Genomic DNA, 19,751 nt, shown 5'->3' on the forward strand with positions numbered 1-19,751 from the left:
GCGTAATAAATTGGCATTTAATTGCGCTTCAAAAGATATTTTTGAACTTTTCCAGACGCATTTCTCGGCAAAGAGTCGTGAAAAGTAACGCCGCGCGGCACCTTATAATTTGCCATATGAGCCCGTGACCAAACAATGATAGCCGCCTCATCCAGTGCAGGCGCAACGATATGGGCATGAGTAACTTCGCCCAGGCGGTCATCCTTCACCCCGATAACAGCTACATCCTGCACATCAGGGTGTTGCAGCAAAACCTTCTCAATCTCAGCTGGGTAGCAGTTAAACCCGCCGACAATCACCATATCTTTTTTACGGTCTGTGATTTTGACGTAACCTCGGTCATCAGAAATTCCAACATCGCCCGTCTTGAGCCAACCCTCGGGTGTAATCGCCTCAGCTGTCGCGGACGGGTCATCCAAATACCCCTGCATGACATTAAAACCCTTCACCCAGATTTCACCAGCCTCACCCGTAGGGACGTCAAATCCTTCATCATCCACAATGCGCACAAATGTGCCGTCCAGTGGGCGGCCACACGTTTTGGCTATGGTCTCTACATCATCAGTCGCCGAACACAGACTTACAACACCCGTGGACTCGGTCAGGCCATAGGCTGAATAAACATTATCAATCGCCAGATCCTCTCGCATTTTTCGGATAAGGTCGACAGGAATCGTCGTTGCTCCAGTTGTCGCAATTCGCAGGGACGAGATATCGAAATCATTGCGTTGCGGATAATCCAGCAATGTTTGAAAAATTGTTGGAGCGCCCGGCATAACAGTAATTTTATCGTCTTGGATTTGCTCCAAAACCTTAGCGGGATCATAGATCGCAAGCGGATAAATGGCAGCACCCTTTATCAAACAGGCCAGCCAACCTGCTTTATAGCCGAAGCTATGAAAGAAGGGATTGACCACCAAATAACGGTCCTTTTCAGTCATACCAATCGCGGATGAAAACGCCTCGAAGACTTTGATATTCTGACCATGTGAGCTCATAGCCCCCTTAGGCGCGCCCGTCGTGCCGGAGGTAAATATAATATCAGCGAGGTCATCTTCATTTACGCGCGGCTCAGTCACAGCCTCTCCCGCACGGGACAGATAATTTTCAAACGGCGCAGTTGATAACCCATCCTGCATGATCACAGTTTGCTTGAGGTCAGGTAAGTCAAACTCGCTTAAAGTTGCCTCGTAATCCTGACCTAAAAACCCGCGAATCGTGAAGAGAAATCTACACCGCGCACGCTTCAATATGTCTGCGGCTTCACTGCCTTTATACCGCGTGTTGAGCGTCACCAAAACACCCCCCAGCATTTGTCCCGCCAGAGCGACAATAACCCATTGCGCGGAATTAGGCGCCCATATCGCAAAGCTGTCGCCCTTTTTCAGCCCCTCTGCCTCCATAACCCCAGCAATGCGGCCGACAACGTCAGACAACTCTTGATATGTGAAGGACATATCGCCATCCTGCAATGCAAGGGCGTCAGCTTGCTGCGCCGCTTGTTTTAGCAGAGCATGTGGAATTGTGAGCATAACAGACCTTAATTTACGCAAAACATATCTTTGGCTATAGATTTTTACCTGAATGCGCAATATATCTATTAAAATTTTACGCAAAATGAGACTGTATGAAATTCAAAGATAAAACGATTATCATCACTGGCGGCGGAAAAGGCATAGGACGCGCCATCACAGAGCGCTTTGTTTCAGAAGGTGCACACGTCATAATATGTGGCCGTCGAGACCCAGAGACATTGCCGGAAAATACGCATTTCCTTGCGCTCGATATCAGAGAAGCTGAAGCCGCACAGACGCTAATCGACTTTGCCATCGAAAAGACTGGCCGCATAGATTGCCTGATTAACAATGCAGGCGGCGGCCCGCCCGTTGCCAGTGCAGAGGCCAGCCCACGCCTGACGGAAAAAATAGTGGCTTTAAACCTGATGGCCCCGATATACCTCTCACAGGCCGCCTACCCTCACCTCAAGAAAACCAACGGCTCAATTGTCAATATTTCAAGCGTATCTGCCACCCGGTCCTCACCAGGCAGTGTCGTATATGGCGCGTCAAAGGCAGGGCTTCTGGCCGTGACAACCTCACTCGCTATGGAATGGGCCCCTGAAATTCGGGTAAACGCTATTATAGTCGGACTTGTCAAAACCGAAGCCAGTGAAGATCATTATGGGGGCGTAAAGGGCATGGCACATTTATCAAGTGCACTTCCTATGAAACGCATGGGCGCGCCAGATGACATCGCCAAAGCCTGCGCCTTTCTCGCCGATAGTGAAAACAGCTATGTTTCAGGCGCGGCATTAGAAGTGTTTGGCGGCGGTGAACCGCCCTATTTCCTCAAGATTGCAGAAGAGGCCTATAATCTAAAATGACGGAGTTTGAACACCGTCTCGCCGCCGTTGAGGCAGAGCTCGCCATTCGGAATGTGATTGCCCGATACGGACTGGCGGCCGATTGCGGCAATATCGAAATCGCACTGACCTGTCATACTAAAGATGCCACCTATATCGTCAGCAACCCTGACGCAGGACGGAACAAAGCAGCTGGACGCGACCTTGAACTTGTCGGACATGAAGCCATTACCGCAATGCTACAATCTGAACGGCATCAATCCTTACTGCCAAACTGCGCGCATACTATTGGCCCTTTGGTCGTTGAAATCATGCAGGACACTGCCAAGGTCATTGGCTATTCGCGCGTCTATAATGCAGTCGACGGGGACGCGCATATAATGAGAGTCGCTTTTAATCGCTGGGATATGCGCAAAGACCTTCACGACTGGAAAATTGCCCGCCGCGAGAGCCGAGTGATGGGGGAAGAGGCAGCACAAGACCTATTACAAATGGCGTTATCGCCGCATGAGGACAGCCTATGACGGATGTGAACGGCAAAGTAACCTGGATTACAGGCGCATCCTCAGGCATTGGGGCGGCTCTCGCCAAAGTGTTTTCCGATGCAGGCTCTGACATTATTTTGTCAGGACGTAATATTGCCGCCCTCGAAAGTGTTGCCGACGCATTGTCAACCAAAACTCTGATTTTACCTTTTGAGGTCACGGATTATGAGGGCCTGAAATCCCATGTTGATGAGGCCTGGAACTGGTTGGGTCACGTGGACATATTGATAAACAACGCTGGTGTCAGTCAACGTAGTTTGGCCATTCACACAAAGCCGCAGGTTTATACAGATTTACTAAATATTGATCTCATCGCACCGATTTGGCTGACCCAATTAAATCTTCCGAACATGGTAGAGTTAGGCGGAGCGCATATAGTTGCTATTAGCTCTATTGCAGGGCGTATTGGCGCACCACTTCGCACAGCATATTCTGCTGCAAAGCATGGGCTCATTGGATATATGGACGCGCTGAGGGCTGAAGTTGAGCTTCACCATAGTATCCATGTGACCAATGTTCTTCCCGGGGCAATCGCAACCAATGTTGCCCACAACGCGCTGACGAAGGACGGCACGAAACTCGGTAAGTCCGCCGAGAATATTGATAATGGCGATGACCCTTTAGATTGCGCGAGAGCTATATTAGAAGCCGTTCAAAATAGAAAGCCGGAACTTATCCACGCCAATAGCTTTGAACTTAACATCACCAATTTGCGCCACAGCGATCCAGATGCATTTTTCAAAATGATTGGAGACGTCGGCGCGCAGACCGCGGCAGGCACAAAGAAGTGGGAGTGAGGATACAAAAGATAGTAAATAGTGACGACTGTACTTTTTATATTCTCGCCATTCGAAATGTCGTTATTCATCCTGCCCTTTTAACTTAATAATCAATATAACCCTCAGGCCCGGGCGTATACATCAGCTTGTAATTTGGTTTCGTCAGCTCTTGGTCCAGTTTAAATTTTTCGACCAAATTCGGATTAGAGATGTAATGACGTCCAAAGCTTATGGCGTCAGCCTGCTCTGCCGCGAGAGCCCGGTTTCCTCGTTCTAAATCATAGCTGTCATTTAAGATAACCGGGCCGTCAAATTCAGATGCAAGCGCGATATTATCAACGCCCGCCTTCATGCGAATAACATGCAGATAGGCGAGGCGCATTGGGTTTATGATTTTTATAAGGGCGCGGAATGTTTCTTCTGGGTTATCATCGCTTAAGTCATTAAATGGATTGCCGGGACAAATACGGATGCCAACACGCCCTGCCCCGACCTCTTGCGTTATTGCGTCTAAGACCTCGATTACAAACCGCAAACGGTTTTCCAGTGAGCCGCCATACTCATCACTGCGCTTATTCGTTCCCGTCGATAAAAACTGCGCAGGAAGATAGCCACTCGTGCAGTGAAGTTCTACGCCGTCACACCCCGCCGCCACTGCTTTACGCGCAGCCTCACGGAAATCTTGAACAGTTTGCTTTATATCTGTGAGGGTCATGGCTTCAGGTTCTTCAAACGGCACCATACCAGCAGCGTCTGTGTACATTTCACCCTCAGCCTTAATCGCACTTGGCGCAAGCGTACGGGAACCATCAGGTTTATTGTGAGCACTCGCCACGCGCCCACAATGCATTAACTGCATGACAATTTTGCCACCTTTCGCGTGAACAGCTTGCACGACGGAGGCCCAGCCCTTGACCTGCGCATCCGTTACGATACCGGGCGTGCGAACATAGCCCTTGCCGTCAAAACTTGGGTAAACACCTTCTGTGATGATTAGCCCCGCGCTTGCACGCTGCGCATAATATTCGACATTCATCGCTGATGGGGCATCATTCTCATTGGCACGCGAGCGCGTCATCGGCGCCATAAAAATACGGTTCGCACAATGGATATCGCCGAGCTGTATTGGGTCAAAAAGTGTTGGCATAATCGGGACTATCTCACTCTTATTTTTGGGAATTTTGCATTGCGGCGCATGGTTTTTAGAAACTGTCCAATCGGTGCCGCTTTAGCGACTTCGGGTAATATATCACGATTAGGCTTTTGCTCCCAAAAGGCTTTCCAGCTTGGGAAAAGTTCATGATACGCGCCGTCATAAGCCTCACGGTCAGGCCAACGCATTTTATTGCCTCCGACGGGCGGCGCATTTAAATCCGTCGCATACCAATAACACGGCAAGCGGCGGCGGAAATACCAGACGCCGTCTATGCGCTCATAATTATCCCAGTAAATCATTTGCATAATGACCCAGTCAATGCCGCCATCCTTGCGCGGCGTTTCATGTTCATTCTTGGAATAAACAATTCCATGAGCATGGTCGGCATCATCAAATTCGATGATATGATTTCCAATATGGTGAGACGTGCCTGTAAACTGTTGGCGCAATGTGTCATCAAGCCAAGCTTTCATATGTGCGCGGCCGCTGAGCTCACGGCTGATACGAATATCATGCGCGAATAAATTCACATGAGCATCAAGGTCTCGCATATCGAGTGACAACGAATATTTCGCAGCGAGCTGTCGTATGGCGTCTAGCGATTCCAATCGGTCGATGCGTTGATCAACTGTCATATCTGAATGCGGCATAATATGTCCTTCTACTGTTATTTATATGGCATGCAAATACGTGTTTAACAAAAGTAAAATTACGCAAATAACGATATTTCTTTGACTATTCATGTGTAATGCGTATTTATTAGCAAGAAATTTTACGCAATAGGAGATTTCCGTGTCCGATGCAGACCCTCGTGAGTTTAGAAACGCCTTAGGCCAATTTGCCACGGGCGTTACGGTTGTGACAACAACAAATGAAGCCGGCGAACCCGTTGGCGTGACTGCAAGCAGTTTTAACTCCGTTTCGCTCGACCCGCCCCTTGTACTTTGGTCGCTTGCGAAGACATCCAACTCGATGCCCGCCTATCAGAGTTCCGGCGGCTTCAACGTCCATATTTTAGCGTCGCATCAAGACAGCCTATCAAACACATTTGCCCGCCCAAGTGAAAACAATTTCGCAGATGTAAATTGGAAACCATGCGATTCTGGCCACCCTGTACTTCCCGAATACGCCACCCTCTTTCGCTGTGAAACTCAATACCAGTATGAAGGTGGCGACCATGTTATTTTTGTCGGTAAAGTTGTAGAGTTTGAAACCCATAATTACCCGGTGCTCGTCTTTCATGGCGGCAAATATGCCGACGCAAAAGTCAAACCGAAGAAACCTGAAATCAACTTACCTTCGGTCGATGTCGAAAGTGGTCAATATACAGAAGAGTTCTTATTATACCTCGTCTCGCGGGCCCATTTTCAAAGCTCCTACCCTATTCGGAAAGCTTGCTATGACGTTGGCATGAGCGAGCCTGAGTATTTTTGCCTGTCTTTATTATCTATGAACGGCTCCCTCAGCCGCGATGAGATTGTCTCACGGCTTGAGCACACGGGCCATCATCCCGATGAGGAAATCTTTGCGCGGCTCGTGCGCAAAAACTGGGTCACTGATGACACTAAGGCCATATCCATTAGCGATATTGGCCGTGAGAAATTTATTCAACTGCTGGCTCAATCCAAAGCTATGGAAGAACAGCTGACAAAATATTTCACAGATGATGAAATTGACGGCGCAAAAGCGTTCCTCAAAAAACTCATCACAATTACTGGCCAAGATATTCCGGAGTTATGGTAATGCTAAACGACAAAGTAGCTCTTATTACAGGCGGTGGCCAAGGTGTTGGACAAGGTATTGCCTTGGCTCTCGCCGCCCAAGGCGCTCATGTTATCGTAACTGGACGCACGCTGAACAAATGCGAAACAACGGCGGATTTAATCCGCCAGCGCGGTGTCAAAGCCCTCCCTTTGCGCTGTGACGTCAAATCCAAAGACGACCTACAGTCCATCGTTGATGCCACGGTTAAAGAATTTGGTCGGTTGGATATTCTAGTCAACAACGCCCAAGAGGTTGCACGCGGTCCCCTGCTCAGCCTCACGGATGAGCAAATGAACGGAAATTGGGAGTCTGGCCCCCTAGCCACGCACCGATTGATGAAAATGGCCTATCCGCATCTCAAAGAAACGAAGGGCTGCATTATTAATATGTGCAGTTCCGTTATGCGGCGCTGGGACGTTGCTACTTATGGCGCTTATGCTGCGGTGAAAGCGGCGACCGAGCAGCTCACGCGTGCAGGCGCATGCGAATGGGGTAAAGATGGCATCCGTGTGAACGCTATTATGCCTCATGCAAAATCTCCGGCTCTCGCCGGATGGATGAAAGCAAACCCGGTCGAAGCTGAGCATTTTCAAAAAGGTATTCCGCTGGGCTATGTCGGCGAATGTGAAGAGGACATCGGCGCATTTGTTGCAATGATGTGTGCTGAAAGCTCTCGTTACCTCACAGGGCAAATTATTGGTCTTGATGGCGGACAAGCATTTTAAATTACTTTATAATCGGAGGCTCCAATGACGCGCGATGAGAAAATTGACGTCATGCTGGATAAGCATGAAATCACGGAGCTGCTTTACGCTTATTGCAATGCCGCTGACCGCCATGACCACGTAAAAATGCGTAGCCTTTATCATGAGGATGCTTGGGACGATCATGGGTCCTTTTTTAAAGGCCCTGCGATGGAGTTCATTGATATGCTGCCTGAAATTCAAGCGCCAATGGAAATCCTTCATCACAACATCACGAGTAAAAATATCTCGCTTGGTGTTAATGGCGACCCCAACAAAGCCGAAGGCGAGATATACATGATCGCCTTTCACAAATTTAAAATTGAGGATGGCAGTTCCGCAGACTTATTGGTTGGCGGTCGCTACTTTGATAATTATGAGAAGCGAGATGGCGTCTGGAAATTCAGCTTTCGCGCCGCAGGAGCCGATTGGGCTTATTACAATTCACCCAGTCAAACGGCTATGGACCATCCGATGATTGCCGCGACGTATATTGCGACGCCCGGCCCGACCGATCCATCCTATCAATTTTTTAAGACCATGAAATTTGGTCAAAAAATCAAATAAGGCAAATTTGCACCTTACAGACCGAAAACGCGTTTCATAAAGTCGAGTTGCCAAGCTTTGCTTTTAGCATCCGCTTGGGGATTGTTACCCACCGTGTATCCTTGGCCAACACAGCCGCCCACAAGCTCGCCTAAAGTTGAGCGAACATAGGCTCGTTCATTACGCGTCATGTCAGGCTCTGGCTGAAAACGGCTCTTTTTACCGTCGACCAGGAACGTACCTTTTTTAGAATCGAATGAAAACTTACACCCCCGCACAAATCCACCTGGAAATTCAGATAATGGCGTCGCATTTTCCCACGCATGTCCCGCACCCGCAATGACATGACTTTCAACGGAACTTCCGCCTGCTTCCAGGTCTTTATAAACTGACTGGCAGAGCTCAGGGTCAACTGTATTGTCGACGTCTCCGTGAATCGCGAGATAAGGCGCGCCCGTCGTTCCCGTGTGTCCTAAGGTTTGATGGCACGGACCGTAAATATCCATATGCAAGGCAAAAGGCGGCACATCAGGGGCCATAATTTTCTTGAGCCTGTCATCTAATACATATCGGGTCGCCATGCCGCCATAACTATACCCCGTCACTCCAATGCGTTTGGCATCAATAGCAGGGTGAGTCCCAAGCACTTTCAACGCCGAATAAGCATCAGACATAATGTCGACTTCGGTCGTGATCATGGTTTTCATGACATAGGGCGTATCCGCAACCACACCTCTTGGAGCATAATAATCGACCACAAGGGCCGCAATTCCATTTTCAGAAAACAGCTTCGCATATTCAAATTCACGGCCCTCAGCAATGCCTCCACTACCATGGAGAATAACGATTGCGGGAACCGGGTCTTGCGCTGATGCACCCTCGGGCAGGACCAACGTGCCCATACCTGTACTCTCAGGAAGGTCATCATAGCCGTTTAAAACACGCGAAAAATCATAGGGACTTTTGATTGGAAAATAGATTTCTCCGGATTGCTCAGCCTCAAGGCTTGTCTGTGGCTTCGGAAGGCTTGGAAACTCAGGAAGCGGCAAAACTTTTCGAACATTCGTATCAACCGCTGTGACCTCAGGTTCAAATGCTGTATCAGTATTGGTTCCGTCACCCGAAGGTTGGCAGGCCGCCACAAACAATAGTGCCGTAGTCACCGTTAGAAACTGTTTCATATATCCTCGCAAAGCTTAGCAGACTGATTTTACAGATTTAAGTTTAATAGACGCGCGCAGGGTTTGGTTCGTTTGGTGAGCCAAGCATTTCCCGATAAGACGGCGGCTGCTTATCGCCACGGTCTTTAAGTTTATACCGTTTTTCTGCCACTTCCGCACCAATCAAAGTATGCCCGCTTATCTCTGACGCTTTAGGATCAGATGCAATGGCGTGAAGAATATGACCCGTAAACTGAGGTGTTTCTGCCAAAGCCATAAACTCAGTATACTGTTCTGGATGCACTTCGGCGGCAATCATCGCCCGTTCAGTCAATAGCGGGCCCATCCATATTGAAACGGCTTGCACATTAAACGGCTCAAGATCGACAGCCATGTCATGGGCCATTTTGTCAACACCTGCTTTTTGCGCGCCGTATGCGGGGCCATGCATATAACAACTGGCACCAAAAGAAGATCCAAACCCAATGAGACCGCTTTTTTGTTTTGCCATGATGTTAGCCGCATGCCAACTCGCGACATAGGAAGACCGCAGTCCGACATCCATGATATATTGTGCGTCGAGCTCTTTCTCCCAAAATGGCTTCTGCTCAATCAGTTGATGATGAATATAGGCGGCATTATTCATAAGGATGTCGAGCTGTCCTTGCTCATCCATCACTTGTTCAAATAGCTTTTTTACCTGCGCGTCATCTGCGCTGTCGCAAATGACGGCAATTCCCTTGCCGCCCGCATCGGTCACAGCTTGCGCTGTTTCCTCCACCGTCCCCGGTAGAGGCGTGCCGTCCCAACCCTTGGCGGCACCTACTTTTTTCGTGCGTCCTGTCACATATACGGTCATGCCTTTTTCAGCCAGACCAAGCGCTATACCTTTACCGGCCCCGCGACTTGCACCGGTAACAATAGCAACGCGGGGTGCTTTTTTTGTATCTGACATAATATCCTCCAACTTTTTTTAAAACGATAGCATAAACCTCGATACGCGCAATATTTTTATACAAAACTACCGCTTATTGAGAATTATATGGATTATATTCTCATTTTGCGTAATATTTAGGAAGAATAATTACGCAAAGGATATTGCCATGGATAAGAATTGGCACTCATCAATCGAAGCCTGCGAAGTCGTAAATGACAGTGCAGACATACCCTGGGATGATCGCGCCGATGTCATTGTTATCGGGCTGGGCGCCGCAGGTGTGTCGTGCTCCCTCCAAGCGTTGGAACTGGGGCAATCCGTTATTGCCATTGACCGCTTTGACGGCGGCGGAGCGACCGTTGCAAGCGGCGGCGTGATATATGCAGGCGGCGGAACAGCCCCGCAATTAGATGCAGGTATCGAAGACACCCCAGAGAATATGTTCAACTATTTAAAAATGGAAGTCGGCGATATAATCAAGGACAGCACGCTGATGGACTTCTGTGAGCAAAGCGCACCGACAATATCTTGGATGCAAAGCCACGGGGTTGATTTTAGATCAGATTACTGGCCCAACAAAACATCCTATCCCGCGCCTGAGTATTTTCTTTATCATTCCGATAATTCGTTGATTGAAAGCTATAAGGCCAAAGCCAAACCGGCTGCGCGCGGACATCGCGGCTACGTCCCTATTGAAAAAGGCCGCAAAGCACAAAATCTTGGCGGCGCTCTTTTCGATCCTCTTTTACACAGTGCAATTGAGCTTGGCCTGAAACTAAAGACCTATTCAGAGGCTCGGCAACTCGTGACTGACGATAGCGGCAAGATTATTGGTGTAAAAATTCTGACATTTCCGGACCCTGCTATTCAACAGGAATATCAAGCCATGCGAAAAAAAGCGCAACGCCTCATGACGATATACCCTTCCGTTCTGCCGGGCTTCTCATACTTCATGCGCAAAGCCCTGAAAATTTTGGCGCAAGCGGCAGCGTTAGAAACTCAACGAAGCGCGCATTATATCCGTGCCAATAAAGGCGTGTTGCTATCGGCTGGGGGTTTTGTCTTTAACCGAAAAATGCTCAAAGAGCATGCCCCAAAATATCGACGTTGTTTCCCACTAGGAACGGATGGAGATGACGGTGCAGGCATACGTTTAGGCCAATCCGCAGGCGGCGCCGTTGGCAATATGGATCGCGCCACAGCTTGGCGCTTTATTAATCCGCCGCTCTCTTTTGCAAGAGGCATGATTGTGAACGGCCAAGGTCAGCGGTTTATAAATGAAATGGTTTACGGCGCGACGCTGGGTGTTGAGCTTGCAGAAAATCAGCAGGGTAAAGCTTGGCTAATACTCGACAAAGAAATGGTGAAACGTTCAATGAAGGACGTTTCAGGAAAAAAGGCGCTGGCGTTTCAAAAAGCACTGGCAAAGCTGAATGTTTACTTTGGATCTACAAAAGCCACTACAATTGAAAAATTAGCCGAAAAAATTGGAATTGATGGCAACGCGCTTCGCAATACGCTTGCCACTTATAATGCGGTTGGCAAAGGCGAAATAAGCGATGATTTCGGCAAAGGCGTTGATGATATTGCGACTCTACAGTCCTCGCCCTATTACGCTATTGATATCGGGTTACAGGCTAAATTGTTCCCCTGCCCTGCATTAACTTTGGGGGGTTTACGGGTCGAAGAAACAACAGGCCAGGTTCTCACGGGCGATGGACAAACCTTGGCTGGGTTATATGCAGCTGGACGCAATGCCATAGGGGTGGCGTCTTGGAACTATGTCAGTGGGTTATCTATTGCAGATGGCATATATTCAGGCAGACGTGCAGCGCGAGCCATGGCCCGCCCTAATCCTTAGAAATAATTCTAGCGACGCGGTTATCATATTTTAAAATATCAACAACCGTAACCGTCTCAACATGCCGCACACCTTTTAGCGCCAAAATTTTATTACTTGCCAGTTCGTGAACGGCAGGCAACCCCTCAAACAATGACATTGCCATAATGTCGAACCGGCCAAACATTTTAATAACAGCACCAATTTCCGGCATCTCCGCAAGAGCGTCTATAACCTCTTGCATCAGGTTTTGCTCAACATGAATACCAATCGAGCCAAGTTGAGGACGGTCGAGATTATTCATATTGGTTACAGCCGTAAACCGAATAAGGTTCTCATCCTCCAAACGCTTCACGCGCGACCGGATAGTGCCTTCCGTGAAGTCAAGTTTGGCCGCAAGCTTACGATTGGAAATTCGAGCATCTTCAAATAACAGCTCAATGATTTTATGATCGAGTTCATCAGGAATATATTTAGTCATTAAATTGGCGCCACATCAAAATCATATTTAACAATATCAGCTGCAAATCCCGCATCGAGGCTGCGTACACCTTTAATCTTAGATAGCTTTTCCATAAGGAATGGCCCAAGCTCTGCCATATCAGACAAAGCGACTAAAATCTCAATGTCGTGTTTCCCAACAACCAGTTGAACGATAATAATTTCTTTGAGTTCCGCTAGGTCGCTTGCCACGTCTTTGGCCATGCGGCCTTTCACATCAATCCCGATCGGGAATAGATAATTGTAATTCAGTGCTGCGAAATCAGCGACCGCAACAACTTTCATCGCCTTGGCTTCTTCCATACGTTTGATGCGGGTGCCGATAATGGATGTGGTTACACCCAACTCGTCCGCAATTTTCTGATTGCTGATACGCCCGTCTTTTTTAAGGATTTCAACAATTGATACATCCAATTCGCTGAATTCAAACTCTGTCCCCGCCATTACAGGTCACCCATAAATAAAGTTTCTAAAATACACATTTAATGTTCTTCATTATTTTACACGCGACTACAACTTTAAAAATCGAAACACCTTAATCTATGCGTCAATGATGAAAAAATATGCGGCTTCTATGGGCATAATTCTTAGCCTTAAGCTCCATAATCGCCGCGCAGATAAGCTTCGCGCACCTTAGTCTTTTCAATTTTACTCATCGCGTTAAGCACGAAAGGCGTATCGATTTTCACGAATCTTTTCGGCACGCGATAACTGGCAATGTTCTCGCGTGCAAACTCCTCTAAACCCTTAGCTGTGAGAGACTGGCCGCTGGACACAAAGCAAGCGATCAATTTTTCACCAAGCCGGTCATCTGGAACTCCAAACGTACAGATTTGCAAGACGTCAGGGTGCTTATTTAATGCGGCCTCCACTTCGACACAGTATATATTTTCGCCGCCTGAGATGACCATATCTGTTTTGCGGTCAACTATATAAATATACCCGTCTTCATCAACATAGCCGACATCACCAGTTTTAAAGAAGTCCCCCTCAAAGGCCGCTTTCGTCGCGTCGGGCCGTCCGTAATACTCTGTCATAACCGTTGCGCCTTTGACCCAAATCTCGCCAGTTTCCCCAACAGGCAAGATGTCGCCCGCATCGCTGACAATGCGCACTTCGTTCATCGGCAATATCGTCCCCGAAGCAGCGGGCTTTGCAAGAAGAACCTTCCCTGTGGCCTGTGATATGGACCCAGCCGTTTCCGTCATGCCGTAACCCGCACCAATAAATGTCTTGGGGAATGTCTCTCGCAGCGTATTTAAAAGGTTGCGCGGAAAGGCCTGCCCTCCACTCGATATCGACATCAATGACGACAGGTCATATTTCTCTCGGTTTTCAGATCTTAAAATATCCCAATGTGTTGCAGGAACACCGCTCAAAATTGTCACTTTCTCTGTCTCAACAAGTTCCATGGCATGATCCGCGTCCCAACGGTCCATGAGCACGAGCTTGCCGCCATTAATCAATGTTGACAGAAACATAGAGCTACATCCGCTGGTATGGAACAGCGGGACGATCAAAAGAGAACAAGATTGCGGCAATGTTGACCGAAGGGTTTCTAAATCCATACCCATGGCCGCTGCCATTTTCCCAAAAACGGCCGCCATAGCCATTTGTGTATTCATCGTGCCTGTCACCAAGGCCCGATTGGACATAGCCGCTGCCTTAGCTCGCCCTGTTGTTCCCGACGTAAAAAACATCGCAACGTTATCATCGGCTCGGCGCGTCACATTTGGAACGGGATGTGAAGACACAATCCCATCATCAACCTTATCACTTAGAATTACAGGAACTGGGCAACCTTGCTCAATCAACTTTTCCTGACGACGAGCATCTGCTAATATGAGAACACAGTCTGTATCCGTGACAGCATCCAACATCGTCTCTGCCGTACCGCGACTGTTAACTAGCACAGCAACCGCGCCTGCTTTTAAAATCCCGACGAAACCAATCATCCATTCAGGTGAATTTTTCATACAAATCGCCACGGACTGGCCGGGCTTGACATTGTAATCACCCACCAAACGCGCAGCAAAACTGTCAGATGCCGCAAAAAAAGTATCAAATGTATAACGTCTCTCGCCGGCGACGATGAACTCCATCGCGCCATAAGCGCGCGCGCTGTCAATGTTATCACTCAACGTTTCGGGTGCATTTTTAAAAACACGCAATTCTCGACCCAAAACATTTCGGGTTACGACTTCAAATGCGCCGCCTTTATCCATGAGGGCTTCTGTAATCGGATCAAGTGATGGCATATTGGGCTCGTTACAACGGTTGCTAACGTCAATTATTACGCATTATGGGATAAATGCAAGAGTTTTAGCTTATATTGCGTAGAATTAGGATTGAAAATTTACGCATTTTGTGCATATGCTAAAAAATACTTGTTTACTTGTAACATTTTCTAAGGAAGCGTCCATGTCACTACGTCGTAATTTGAAACTTAATTGTACAGCGGTGCTTGGTAGCTTATTCGCACTATCAACACCTGCCTATGCTCAGATTGATGAAATTATCGTCACATCCCAAAAGCGCGAGCAAAGCGTGCAAGACGTACCCATTGCTGTCACGGCGATTGACGCGGACTATATTGACAGCCGCAATATTACCTCAATCAAAGCTCTGTCCAGCTTGGCACCAAATGTAAAAATTGAAAACACGCCTGGCAACACGACCGGGGCGCAAATTTCAATTCGCGGCGGCGTCACCATTAACCCAGCCCTGACATGGGAACCAACTGTCGGCCTGTATTTTAATGGATCCTATATCGGCAAGACACAGGGTTCAGTGTTTGACGTGGCCGACATTGAACGTGTTGAGGTGCTTCGCGGACCGCAAGGAACCCTTTACGGACGCAATACACTTGGCGGCGCAATCAACATTATCACGGCCAAACCTACTGGAGAGTTTGACGCAAAATTGCGAGTCGGCGTTGGCAACTACAACGCAAAGAGCGCCCGCGCGTCACTAAATCTTGGCTCATTAGGACCTATTAAAGCTAAAATCACCGGCTCTGTTGAAAAACGCGACGGCTTTGTCAAAGGTGTAGAAAATCCCTTCCCAGCTGTAACTCTCGCAGGACCTCTCTCGACGGATGAGTTTGAAAACGTCGATAAAAAGTCGTTACTGGTTGCATTAAGTGCAGATCTCACAAACTCCCTTACACTGGATTACACATTTGACTACAGTGAGGCTGATCAAAAACCTGTATTCTCACAAATTATCAATGTCAGTCCCAATAATATATTTGACCCAACATTTGCAGGATATGCCGGTGGTGGCCCGTTTGGCGGACTCTTCTTTGGCTTTCCACTTGACCAGTATGTCAATTCTGATCGTCAATTTACTGGAACTGTTGACTCTGATATTTTTGAACGTAGTGAGGTCCAAGGGCACAATCTGACAGCCTCGCTCAATACAGATTTTGGCCTGCTAAAGTCTATCACGTCATATCGCAAAATGACTTGGGAAGACTCGCTTGATCTCGACGGTTCACCCCTACCCCTAGCGAACACACAACGCCTGACGGATTACGATAGCTTCAGCCAAGAGCTTCAGCTTACGGGTGACACAGGTCGTTTAAATTACGTCTTTGGTGCTTATTATTTCGAAGATGACGGCTTTACAGATAACCCGCAAACGTTTTTTGGCGGGGCCAGCGTTTTTGACAGTCGCGCAGGCTTTACCACAGAAGCCATAGCGGCCTATGGGCAGTTGGAGTTTGCAGTCACAGATGCCCTCACTTTGACGGGCGGTTTGCGCTACACGGAAGAAGATAAAACAATCGATCGCGCCAATATCGCGATTGCGTTTACAGGTCTTCCGCCAAACACGCCGTTCGTGCCAGAAGGCACGACAGGCCAAGAAAAGTTCACGGACCTCTCCCCCCAACTGACTCTTGCCTATGCAGCAAGCGATGACGTGAATTTTTACGCAAAATATGCCAAGGGCTTTAAAAGCGGCGGGTTCAACGGCGAAGCCGGATCGGTCGCAGAGACGCTACGCCCCTATGATGCTGAAACTATCGACTCATTTGAAGCGGGTATAAAAACTCGTTTTTGGGACAACCGGGCACAATTTAACGCCACAGCATTCGTAAACAAGCATGAAGATATGCAACTTTCTGTCTTCACAGCGGAAGGCGCAGCCGGATCAGACGTTCGCAATGCAGGACGCGCCACTATCAAAGGACTGGAGTTTGAAGGCCTTTTACAGGCATCAGAGGACGTTCTCTTGCGCGCCAATATGGGCCTCCTAGACCCCACATACAAAGAATTTATCGAATTTGGTCGTGATGTTTCTGATGACCGTGCTTTCCCACACGCACCAGACGTGACAGCATCCGCAGGGTTTGACTGGAATATGGTAAGTGGCGCATGGGGTGACTTAACGCTGACAGGTGACGCCAATTACACCTCTCGGTACTACACCTTCCCATTTGCTCTATCACCGCAATCCCCTCAGCCCGCTTCAAATACACGTGCCCCATCACGTACTTTGTTTGATGCGCGCTTGGCGTGGTCTAATCTGCCCGTTGCCGGACAAGATGTTGAGATTGCGGTCTGGGCGAAAAACCTGACCAATGAAGAATATCTCTCTAACTTTATTGACTTCGGACCAGGCTTCGGCGGGCTCACAAATGGTTATTTTGGCCCGCCAAGAACTTACGGTGTCACGCTCGGCGTTGACTTTTAGCCATACGACTTAGCTAAAGACTGCCGGTCGGCATCGGCAGTCTTACCCGCCTGGAAGATATAGAATGACGCCGGAAGCCCGGTTAGTAACGTGAGAGCCATTGAGTAGCGGATTGCATCCGTACCATATTTCGCACTAAAGAAGTCATTGGCCCATCCGACCGCCATCACACCTACAACCAGTCCCGCAAAAGTAAGTCCAAAAGCGAATATTGACGTTGCCGTAGCGCGGAGTTTTGCTGGAAGTAGATCTTGAAGTGCCGCATAAATTGCGACGACCCATCCCGCGCCCATAAGGCTGGACGGATAAACAAGAGCTGTCGCGAGGCCAACATCATTTGAAAAACACATCGCTATTGTAATGAGGGTAAAACCCAAGAGTCCAAAAGACGACAAGATATAAGGTGCACGCGGTGACTTTTTTGAAAGTCTGTCACACAGAAAACCCATAAGCAGAACGCCGCACATTCCAGATAGAAGCGCTGCTGTGCCGTATCGCGCGCCCGCGGACTGGTTTGAGATATCAAAAATACGCTCAAACATAGCAATTGCCCAACTCCCAAATGCAATTGATGAGAATCCGCCAAATACGGCCGCTATGGTCACATAACGGAAAGTCGGCGTAGCCATCAAAGTCTTAAATAGAACTGACAATTTTTCTTGAGGCGCCAGATTTTGGACCTCAGGGTCTAAGCGACCTCGCTCCGGCTCTTTCACAAAAATCAACGTCAACACAGCCAGGATTATGCCGGGCGCGCCCAATAGTAAGAATGTTGTATGCCAATCATATTGAGCCGCAAACATTGTTCCCCCGATATTACCAAATGCGCCGCCAAAATAGACGCCAAGGTTCATGATTGCGAAGGCAAGCGCACGCCTCTTGGGCGGAAAATAATCTGATAGAAGCGAATAAGCGGGCGCTAAAAACGCCGCCTCACCAATACCAACGCCAAAACGAGATAATGCAAAAAGCTCGGGTGTTTTGGACAAGCCAGATGTAATTGTGAACAGGCTCCATACCACTGCCCCTGCAGCAATAATTTTGACGCGATTGCTCCGATCCGCAAAACGCGCAATTGGAATGGCCGCTACGCAATAAATAAATGCAAAAGCGGGTCCTATAACAAAACCCATATAAGTATCTGAAACACCATATGACGCTTTGATTTTCTCTAACAAAGCATTTGCCAGAGTTCTATCGACATAGTTGATAAAATACAGAAGCACCATCATGAAGAGCACAAACCAAGCGTAACCGCGCCGCGGCATTTCAACAGTATCAGTCATATTATCCCCTGAGATATAATCGGTCCGCCGAGCAATACGTCGCGTATATTCTCATTATGCGTATTTTATTGCACTACTTACTACGCATTTTAAGAAAATGTCTATCAATTATGTAAGAATTGCTCATTTTTTAGATGATTTAATGTATAAATTAAATTAGTGTGGTAGAATATTAGAAGGGTCACTTTCATGTCGCAGTCAAGTTCAAAAGCCTTTACCCCCCTTAAAGTTGGGCCGATTTCCTTACGCAATCGTTTCATAAAAGCGGCGACAAATGAAGGCATGTGCAAAGGTGGCATTATATCAAAGGGTTTAGTCAAGTTTCACGAAGACGTCGCCAAAGGCGGTGCCGCTATGACCACAGTAGCCTATTGTGCGACATCCAAAGATGGACAGACCTTTCCTGATCAAGCCCATTTATCGCCCCAAACAGTTGCAGACTTTAAAGTTCTCACTGACAGCGTTCACAAACATGGCGCGGCAGCCCAAGCGCAAATCACCCATGCAGGAGCTTTCACATTTTTGCCCAAAGCCATCTCATCTATGAAGCCGATTTCGGCTAATGGCGGCTTTAATAAATTCGGAGTCTTATCTGGCCGATATACCAAAAAAAAGATGGGCCCAAAAGATATGGAGGCCGTCGCTGAGGAGTTTGTCAACGCCGCCTTGCTCGCGAAAGAAGCAGGCTTTGACGCGGTAGAGCTTCATATGGGTCATGGCTATTTGCTTTCTCAATTCATCACGCCTTTTTATAACAGCCGCAAAGACGAATATGGCGGCACTATTGAAAACCGTATGCGTTTCCCCGTGCAAGTCCTCAGCCGTGTTTTAGACGCCGTTGGTAATGACTTAGCCGTCACGGTTAAATACAGCCAAACTGACGGAAAAGAAGGCGGAAATACAATTACAGAAGGGATAGCGATTGCCAAAATTTTGCAGAAAACAGGTGCGCATATGGCGCAGCTTTCAAATGGCCTTAACGTTGAGTCTATCTCGACAATGTTTGGCAACCCTTTGCCCGCGTCTGCAGCAAAACCCAAAAACCTGATCGTTCGCATTGGAATGATGATGCAACCAAAAAGCAAAGAACCGGATCGCGAGTTTAAGCCGCTTTATTCCTTGGAGACGGCACGGCAAATTCGGGCTGCAGTCGATATGCCGTTATGTTATTTAGGCGGCGCCCAGACAATGGATAATTTCAACTCGGTCATCAATGAAGGCTTTGACGCAGTAGGTCTGGGACGAGCTCTTCTATATAACCCGGAGCTCATAAAAGGCCTTGAAACGGGTAGCATCAGCAATTCCGGATGCACGGCATGCAACAAATGCGTTACCTTAATGTATGCGCCTGGCGGAACAGCTTGCGTCGAAGTCGGCGGCAATCCGGGCCATGCGCCGGAGTTAAACTTAATACCCGCATCAGCGGCCTAATCA

General features: G+C 48.1%; 18 protein-coding genes. 9 read left to right on the top strand and 9 right to left on the bottom strand.

The annotated features are described in order from the left end of the window. Positions 1–17: 17 nt before the first annotated feature. Positions 18–1,532 (bottom strand): FadD3 family acyl-CoA ligase, encoded by a 1,515-nt coding sequence (locus AB6B37_RS08200; RefSeq protein ID WP_371395273.1) that lies wholly within the window; start codon positions 1,530–1,532, stop codon positions 18–20. Positions 1,533–1,627: 95 nt separating this feature from the next. On the opposite strand from AB6B37_RS08200, the gene AB6B37_RS08205 reads away from it, so the two are divergent. Genes AB6B37_RS08205 through AB6B37_RS08215 form a run of 3 tightly spaced genes read left to right on the top strand, consistent with a single transcriptional unit; the run spans position 1,628 to position 3,704 of the window. After that, positions 1,628–2,383 carry an SDR family oxidoreductase gene (locus AB6B37_RS08205; RefSeq protein ID WP_371395274.1) on the top strand — a complete coding sequence of 252 codons (756 nt, stop codon included), beginning with the start codon at positions 1,628–1,630 and terminating at the stop codon, positions 2,381–2,383. Beyond that, positions 2,380–2,886 carry a nuclear transport factor 2 family protein gene (locus AB6B37_RS08210; RefSeq protein WP_371395275.1) on the top strand — a complete coding sequence of 169 codons (507 nt, stop codon included), beginning with the start codon at positions 2,380–2,382 and terminating at the stop codon, positions 2,884–2,886. Before AB6B37_RS08205 ends, AB6B37_RS08210 begins: the two co-directional genes overlap by 4 nt. Continuing rightward, positions 2,883–3,704, top strand: a complete 822-nt coding sequence (locus tag AB6B37_RS08215; protein ID WP_371395276.1) for an SDR family NAD(P)-dependent oxidoreductase — start codon at positions 2,883–2,885, stop codon at positions 3,702–3,704. Before AB6B37_RS08210 ends, AB6B37_RS08215 begins: the two co-directional genes overlap by 4 nt. Before the next feature lie 85 nt (positions 3,705–3,789). On the opposite strand, the gene AB6B37_RS08220 is transcribed toward AB6B37_RS08215, so the two are convergent. Both AB6B37_RS08220 and AB6B37_RS08225 read right to left on the bottom strand, forming a co-directional pair. Then, complete coding sequence (locus AB6B37_RS08220; protein ID WP_371395277.1) at positions 3,790–4,833, bottom strand: alkene reductase; 1,044 nt, start codon at positions 4,831–4,833, stop codon at positions 3,790–3,792. 8 nt (positions 4,834–4,841) lie between these two features. After that, positions 4,842–5,492: a nuclear transport factor 2 family protein gene (locus AB6B37_RS08225; RefSeq protein ID WP_371395278.1), complete on the bottom strand. Its 651-nt coding sequence runs from the start codon at positions 5,490–5,492 to the stop codon at positions 4,842–4,844. A 142-nt stretch (positions 5,493–5,634) separates the two neighbouring features. Between AB6B37_RS08225 and AB6B37_RS08230 the strand changes: the two genes are divergently transcribed. The 3 genes from AB6B37_RS08230 to AB6B37_RS08240 are packed head-to-tail and all read left to right on the top strand — an operon-like array spanning position 5,635 to position 7,916. Next, positions 5,635–6,585, top strand: a complete 951-nt coding sequence (locus tag AB6B37_RS08230; protein ID WP_371395279.1) for a flavin reductase — start codon at positions 5,635–5,637, stop codon at positions 6,583–6,585. After that, complete coding sequence (locus tag AB6B37_RS08235; RefSeq protein ID WP_371395280.1) at positions 6,585–7,331, top strand: SDR family NAD(P)-dependent oxidoreductase; 747 nt, start codon at positions 6,585–6,587, stop codon at positions 7,329–7,331. Before AB6B37_RS08230 ends, AB6B37_RS08235 begins: the two co-directional genes overlap by 1 nt. 24 nt (positions 7,332–7,355) lie before the next feature. Next, complete coding sequence (locus AB6B37_RS08240) at positions 7,356–7,916, top strand: nuclear transport factor 2 family protein (RefSeq protein WP_371395281.1); 561 nt, start codon at positions 7,356–7,358, stop codon at positions 7,914–7,916. A gap of 14 nt (positions 7,917–7,930) precedes the next feature. Here AB6B37_RS08240 and AB6B37_RS08245 read toward each other — a convergent pair whose 3' ends face one another. Further along, positions 7,931–9,076 carry a dienelactone hydrolase family protein gene (locus AB6B37_RS08245; protein WP_371395282.1) on the bottom strand — a complete coding sequence of 382 codons (1,146 nt, stop codon included), beginning with the start codon at positions 9,074–9,076 and terminating at the stop codon, positions 7,931–7,933. 43 nt (positions 9,077–9,119) lie between these two features. After that, a complete protein-coding gene (locus tag AB6B37_RS08250; RefSeq protein ID WP_371395283.1) occupies positions 9,120–10,010 on the bottom strand; it encodes an SDR family NAD(P)-dependent oxidoreductase in 891 nt (296 codons plus the stop codon). Positions 10,011–10,158: 148 nt separating this feature from the next. Here AB6B37_RS08250 and AB6B37_RS08255 point away from each other — a divergent pair, with 148 nt between their 5' ends. Continuing rightward, positions 10,159–11,853 carry an FAD-binding protein gene (locus AB6B37_RS08255; RefSeq protein WP_371395284.1) on the top strand — a complete coding sequence of 565 codons (1,695 nt, stop codon included), beginning with the start codon at positions 10,159–10,161 and terminating at the stop codon, positions 11,851–11,853. Here AB6B37_RS08255 and AB6B37_RS08260 read toward each other — a convergent pair. The 3 genes from AB6B37_RS08260 to AB6B37_RS08270 all read right to left on the bottom strand — a co-directional run bounded on the left by AB6B37_RS08260 (position 11,843) and on the right by AB6B37_RS08270 (position 14,591). Then, positions 11,843–12,313 (bottom strand): Lrp/AsnC family transcriptional regulator, encoded by a 471-nt coding sequence (locus AB6B37_RS08260; protein ID WP_371395285.1) that lies wholly within the window; start codon positions 12,311–12,313, stop codon positions 11,843–11,845. The genes AB6B37_RS08255 and AB6B37_RS08260 overlap by 11 nt on opposite strands. Then, the gene (locus AB6B37_RS08265; protein ID WP_371395286.1) at positions 12,313–12,777 is read right to left on the bottom strand and encodes an Lrp/AsnC family transcriptional regulator; all 465 of its coding nucleotides are present in this window, start codon (positions 12,775–12,777) and stop codon (positions 12,313–12,315) included. Before AB6B37_RS08265 ends, AB6B37_RS08260 begins: the two co-directional genes overlap by 1 nt. Positions 12,778–12,926: 149 nt before the next feature. Beyond that, positions 12,927–14,591, bottom strand: coding sequence for a class I adenylate-forming enzyme family protein (locus AB6B37_RS08270; protein WP_371395287.1), 1,665 nt, complete (start codon positions 14,589–14,591; stop codon positions 12,927–12,929). Positions 14,592–14,754: 163 nt separating this feature from the next. Here AB6B37_RS08270 and AB6B37_RS08275 point away from each other — a divergent pair, with 163 nt between their 5' ends. Beyond that, a complete protein-coding gene (locus AB6B37_RS08275) occupies positions 14,755–17,031 on the top strand; it encodes a TonB-dependent receptor (RefSeq protein ID WP_371395288.1) in 2,277 nt (758 codons plus the stop codon). Here AB6B37_RS08275 and AB6B37_RS08280 read toward each other — a convergent pair. Then, the gene (locus tag AB6B37_RS08280; protein ID WP_371395289.1) at positions 17,028–18,317 is read right to left on the bottom strand and encodes a spinster family MFS transporter; all 1,290 of its coding nucleotides are present in this window, start codon (positions 18,315–18,317) and stop codon (positions 17,028–17,030) included. The two genes, AB6B37_RS08275 and AB6B37_RS08280, sit on opposite strands and share 4 nt — an antisense overlap. Before the next feature lie 189 nt (positions 18,318–18,506). Between AB6B37_RS08280 and AB6B37_RS08285 the strand changes: the two genes are divergently transcribed. Beyond that, on the top strand, positions 18,507–19,748 hold the full coding sequence (locus AB6B37_RS08285) for an NADH:flavin oxidoreductase (RefSeq protein WP_371395290.1): 1,242 nt from the start codon (positions 18,507–18,509) through the stop codon (positions 19,746–19,748). Positions 19,749–19,751: the final 3 nt, after the last annotated feature.

The sequence above is a fragment of the Fretibacter rubidus genome, from assembly GCF_041429785.1.
GTDB lineage: Bacteria > Pseudomonadota > Alphaproteobacteria > Caulobacterales > Maricaulaceae > Fretibacter > Fretibacter rubidus.

What these genes read in the sequence shown, in the direction of transcription:
- AB6B37_RS08265 (WP_371395286.1), bottom strand. Translation starts at nt 12,777, where the DNA reads ATGGCGGGGACAGAGTTTGAATTCAGCGAATTGGATGTATCAATTGTT.
- AB6B37_RS08225 (WP_371395278.1), bottom strand. Translation starts at nt 5,492, where the DNA reads ATGCCGCATTCAGATATGACAGTTGATCAACGCATCGACCGATTGGAA.
- AB6B37_RS08240 (WP_371395281.1), top strand. Translation starts at nt 7,356, where the DNA reads ATGACGCGCGATGAGAAAATTGACGTCATGCTGGATAAGCATGAAATC.
- AB6B37_RS08280 (WP_371395289.1), bottom strand. Translation starts at nt 18,317, where the DNA reads ATGACTGATACTGTTGAAATGCCGCGGCGCGGTTACGCTTGGTTTGTG.
- AB6B37_RS08220 (WP_371395277.1), bottom strand. Translation starts at nt 4,833, where the DNA reads ATGCCAACACTTTTTGACCCAATACAGCTCGGCGATATCCATTGTGCG.
- AB6B37_RS08205 (WP_371395274.1), top strand. Translation starts at nt 1,628, where the DNA reads ATGAAATTCAAAGATAAAACGATTATCATCACTGGCGGCGGAAAAGGC.
- AB6B37_RS08210 (WP_371395275.1), top strand. Translation starts at nt 2,380, where the DNA reads ATGACGGAGTTTGAACACCGTCTCGCCGCCGTTGAGGCAGAGCTCGCC.
- AB6B37_RS08250 (WP_371395283.1), bottom strand. Translation starts at nt 10,010, where the DNA reads ATGTCAGATACAAAAAAAGCACCCCGCGTTGCTATTGTTACCGGTGCA.
- AB6B37_RS08285 (WP_371395290.1), top strand. Translation starts at nt 18,507, where the DNA reads ATGTCGCAGTCAAGTTCAAAAGCCTTTACCCCCCTTAAAGTTGGGCCG.
- AB6B37_RS08255 (WP_371395284.1), top strand. Translation starts at nt 10,159, where the DNA reads ATGGATAAGAATTGGCACTCATCAATCGAAGCCTGCGAAGTCGTAAAT.
- AB6B37_RS08200 (WP_371395273.1), bottom strand. Translation starts at nt 1,532, where the DNA reads ATGCTCACAATTCCACATGCTCTGCTAAAACAAGCGGCGCAGCAAGCT.
- AB6B37_RS08235 (WP_371395280.1), top strand. Translation starts at nt 6,585, where the DNA reads ATGCTAAACGACAAAGTAGCTCTTATTACAGGCGGTGGCCAAGGTGTT.
- AB6B37_RS08260 (WP_371395285.1), bottom strand. Translation starts at nt 12,313, where the DNA reads ATGACTAAATATATTCCTGATGAACTCGATCATAAAATCATTGAGCTG.
- AB6B37_RS08215 (WP_371395276.1), top strand. Translation starts at nt 2,883, where the DNA reads ATGACGGATGTGAACGGCAAAGTAACCTGGATTACAGGCGCATCCTCA.
- AB6B37_RS08275 (WP_371395288.1), top strand. Translation starts at nt 14,755, where the DNA reads ATGTCACTACGTCGTAATTTGAAACTTAATTGTACAGCGGTGCTTGGT.
- AB6B37_RS08270 (WP_371395287.1), bottom strand. Translation starts at nt 14,591, where the DNA reads ATGCCATCACTTGATCCGATTACAGAAGCCCTCATGGATAAAGGCGGC.
- AB6B37_RS08245 (WP_371395282.1), bottom strand. Translation starts at nt 9,076, where the DNA reads ATGAAACAGTTTCTAACGGTGACTACGGCACTATTGTTTGTGGCGGCC.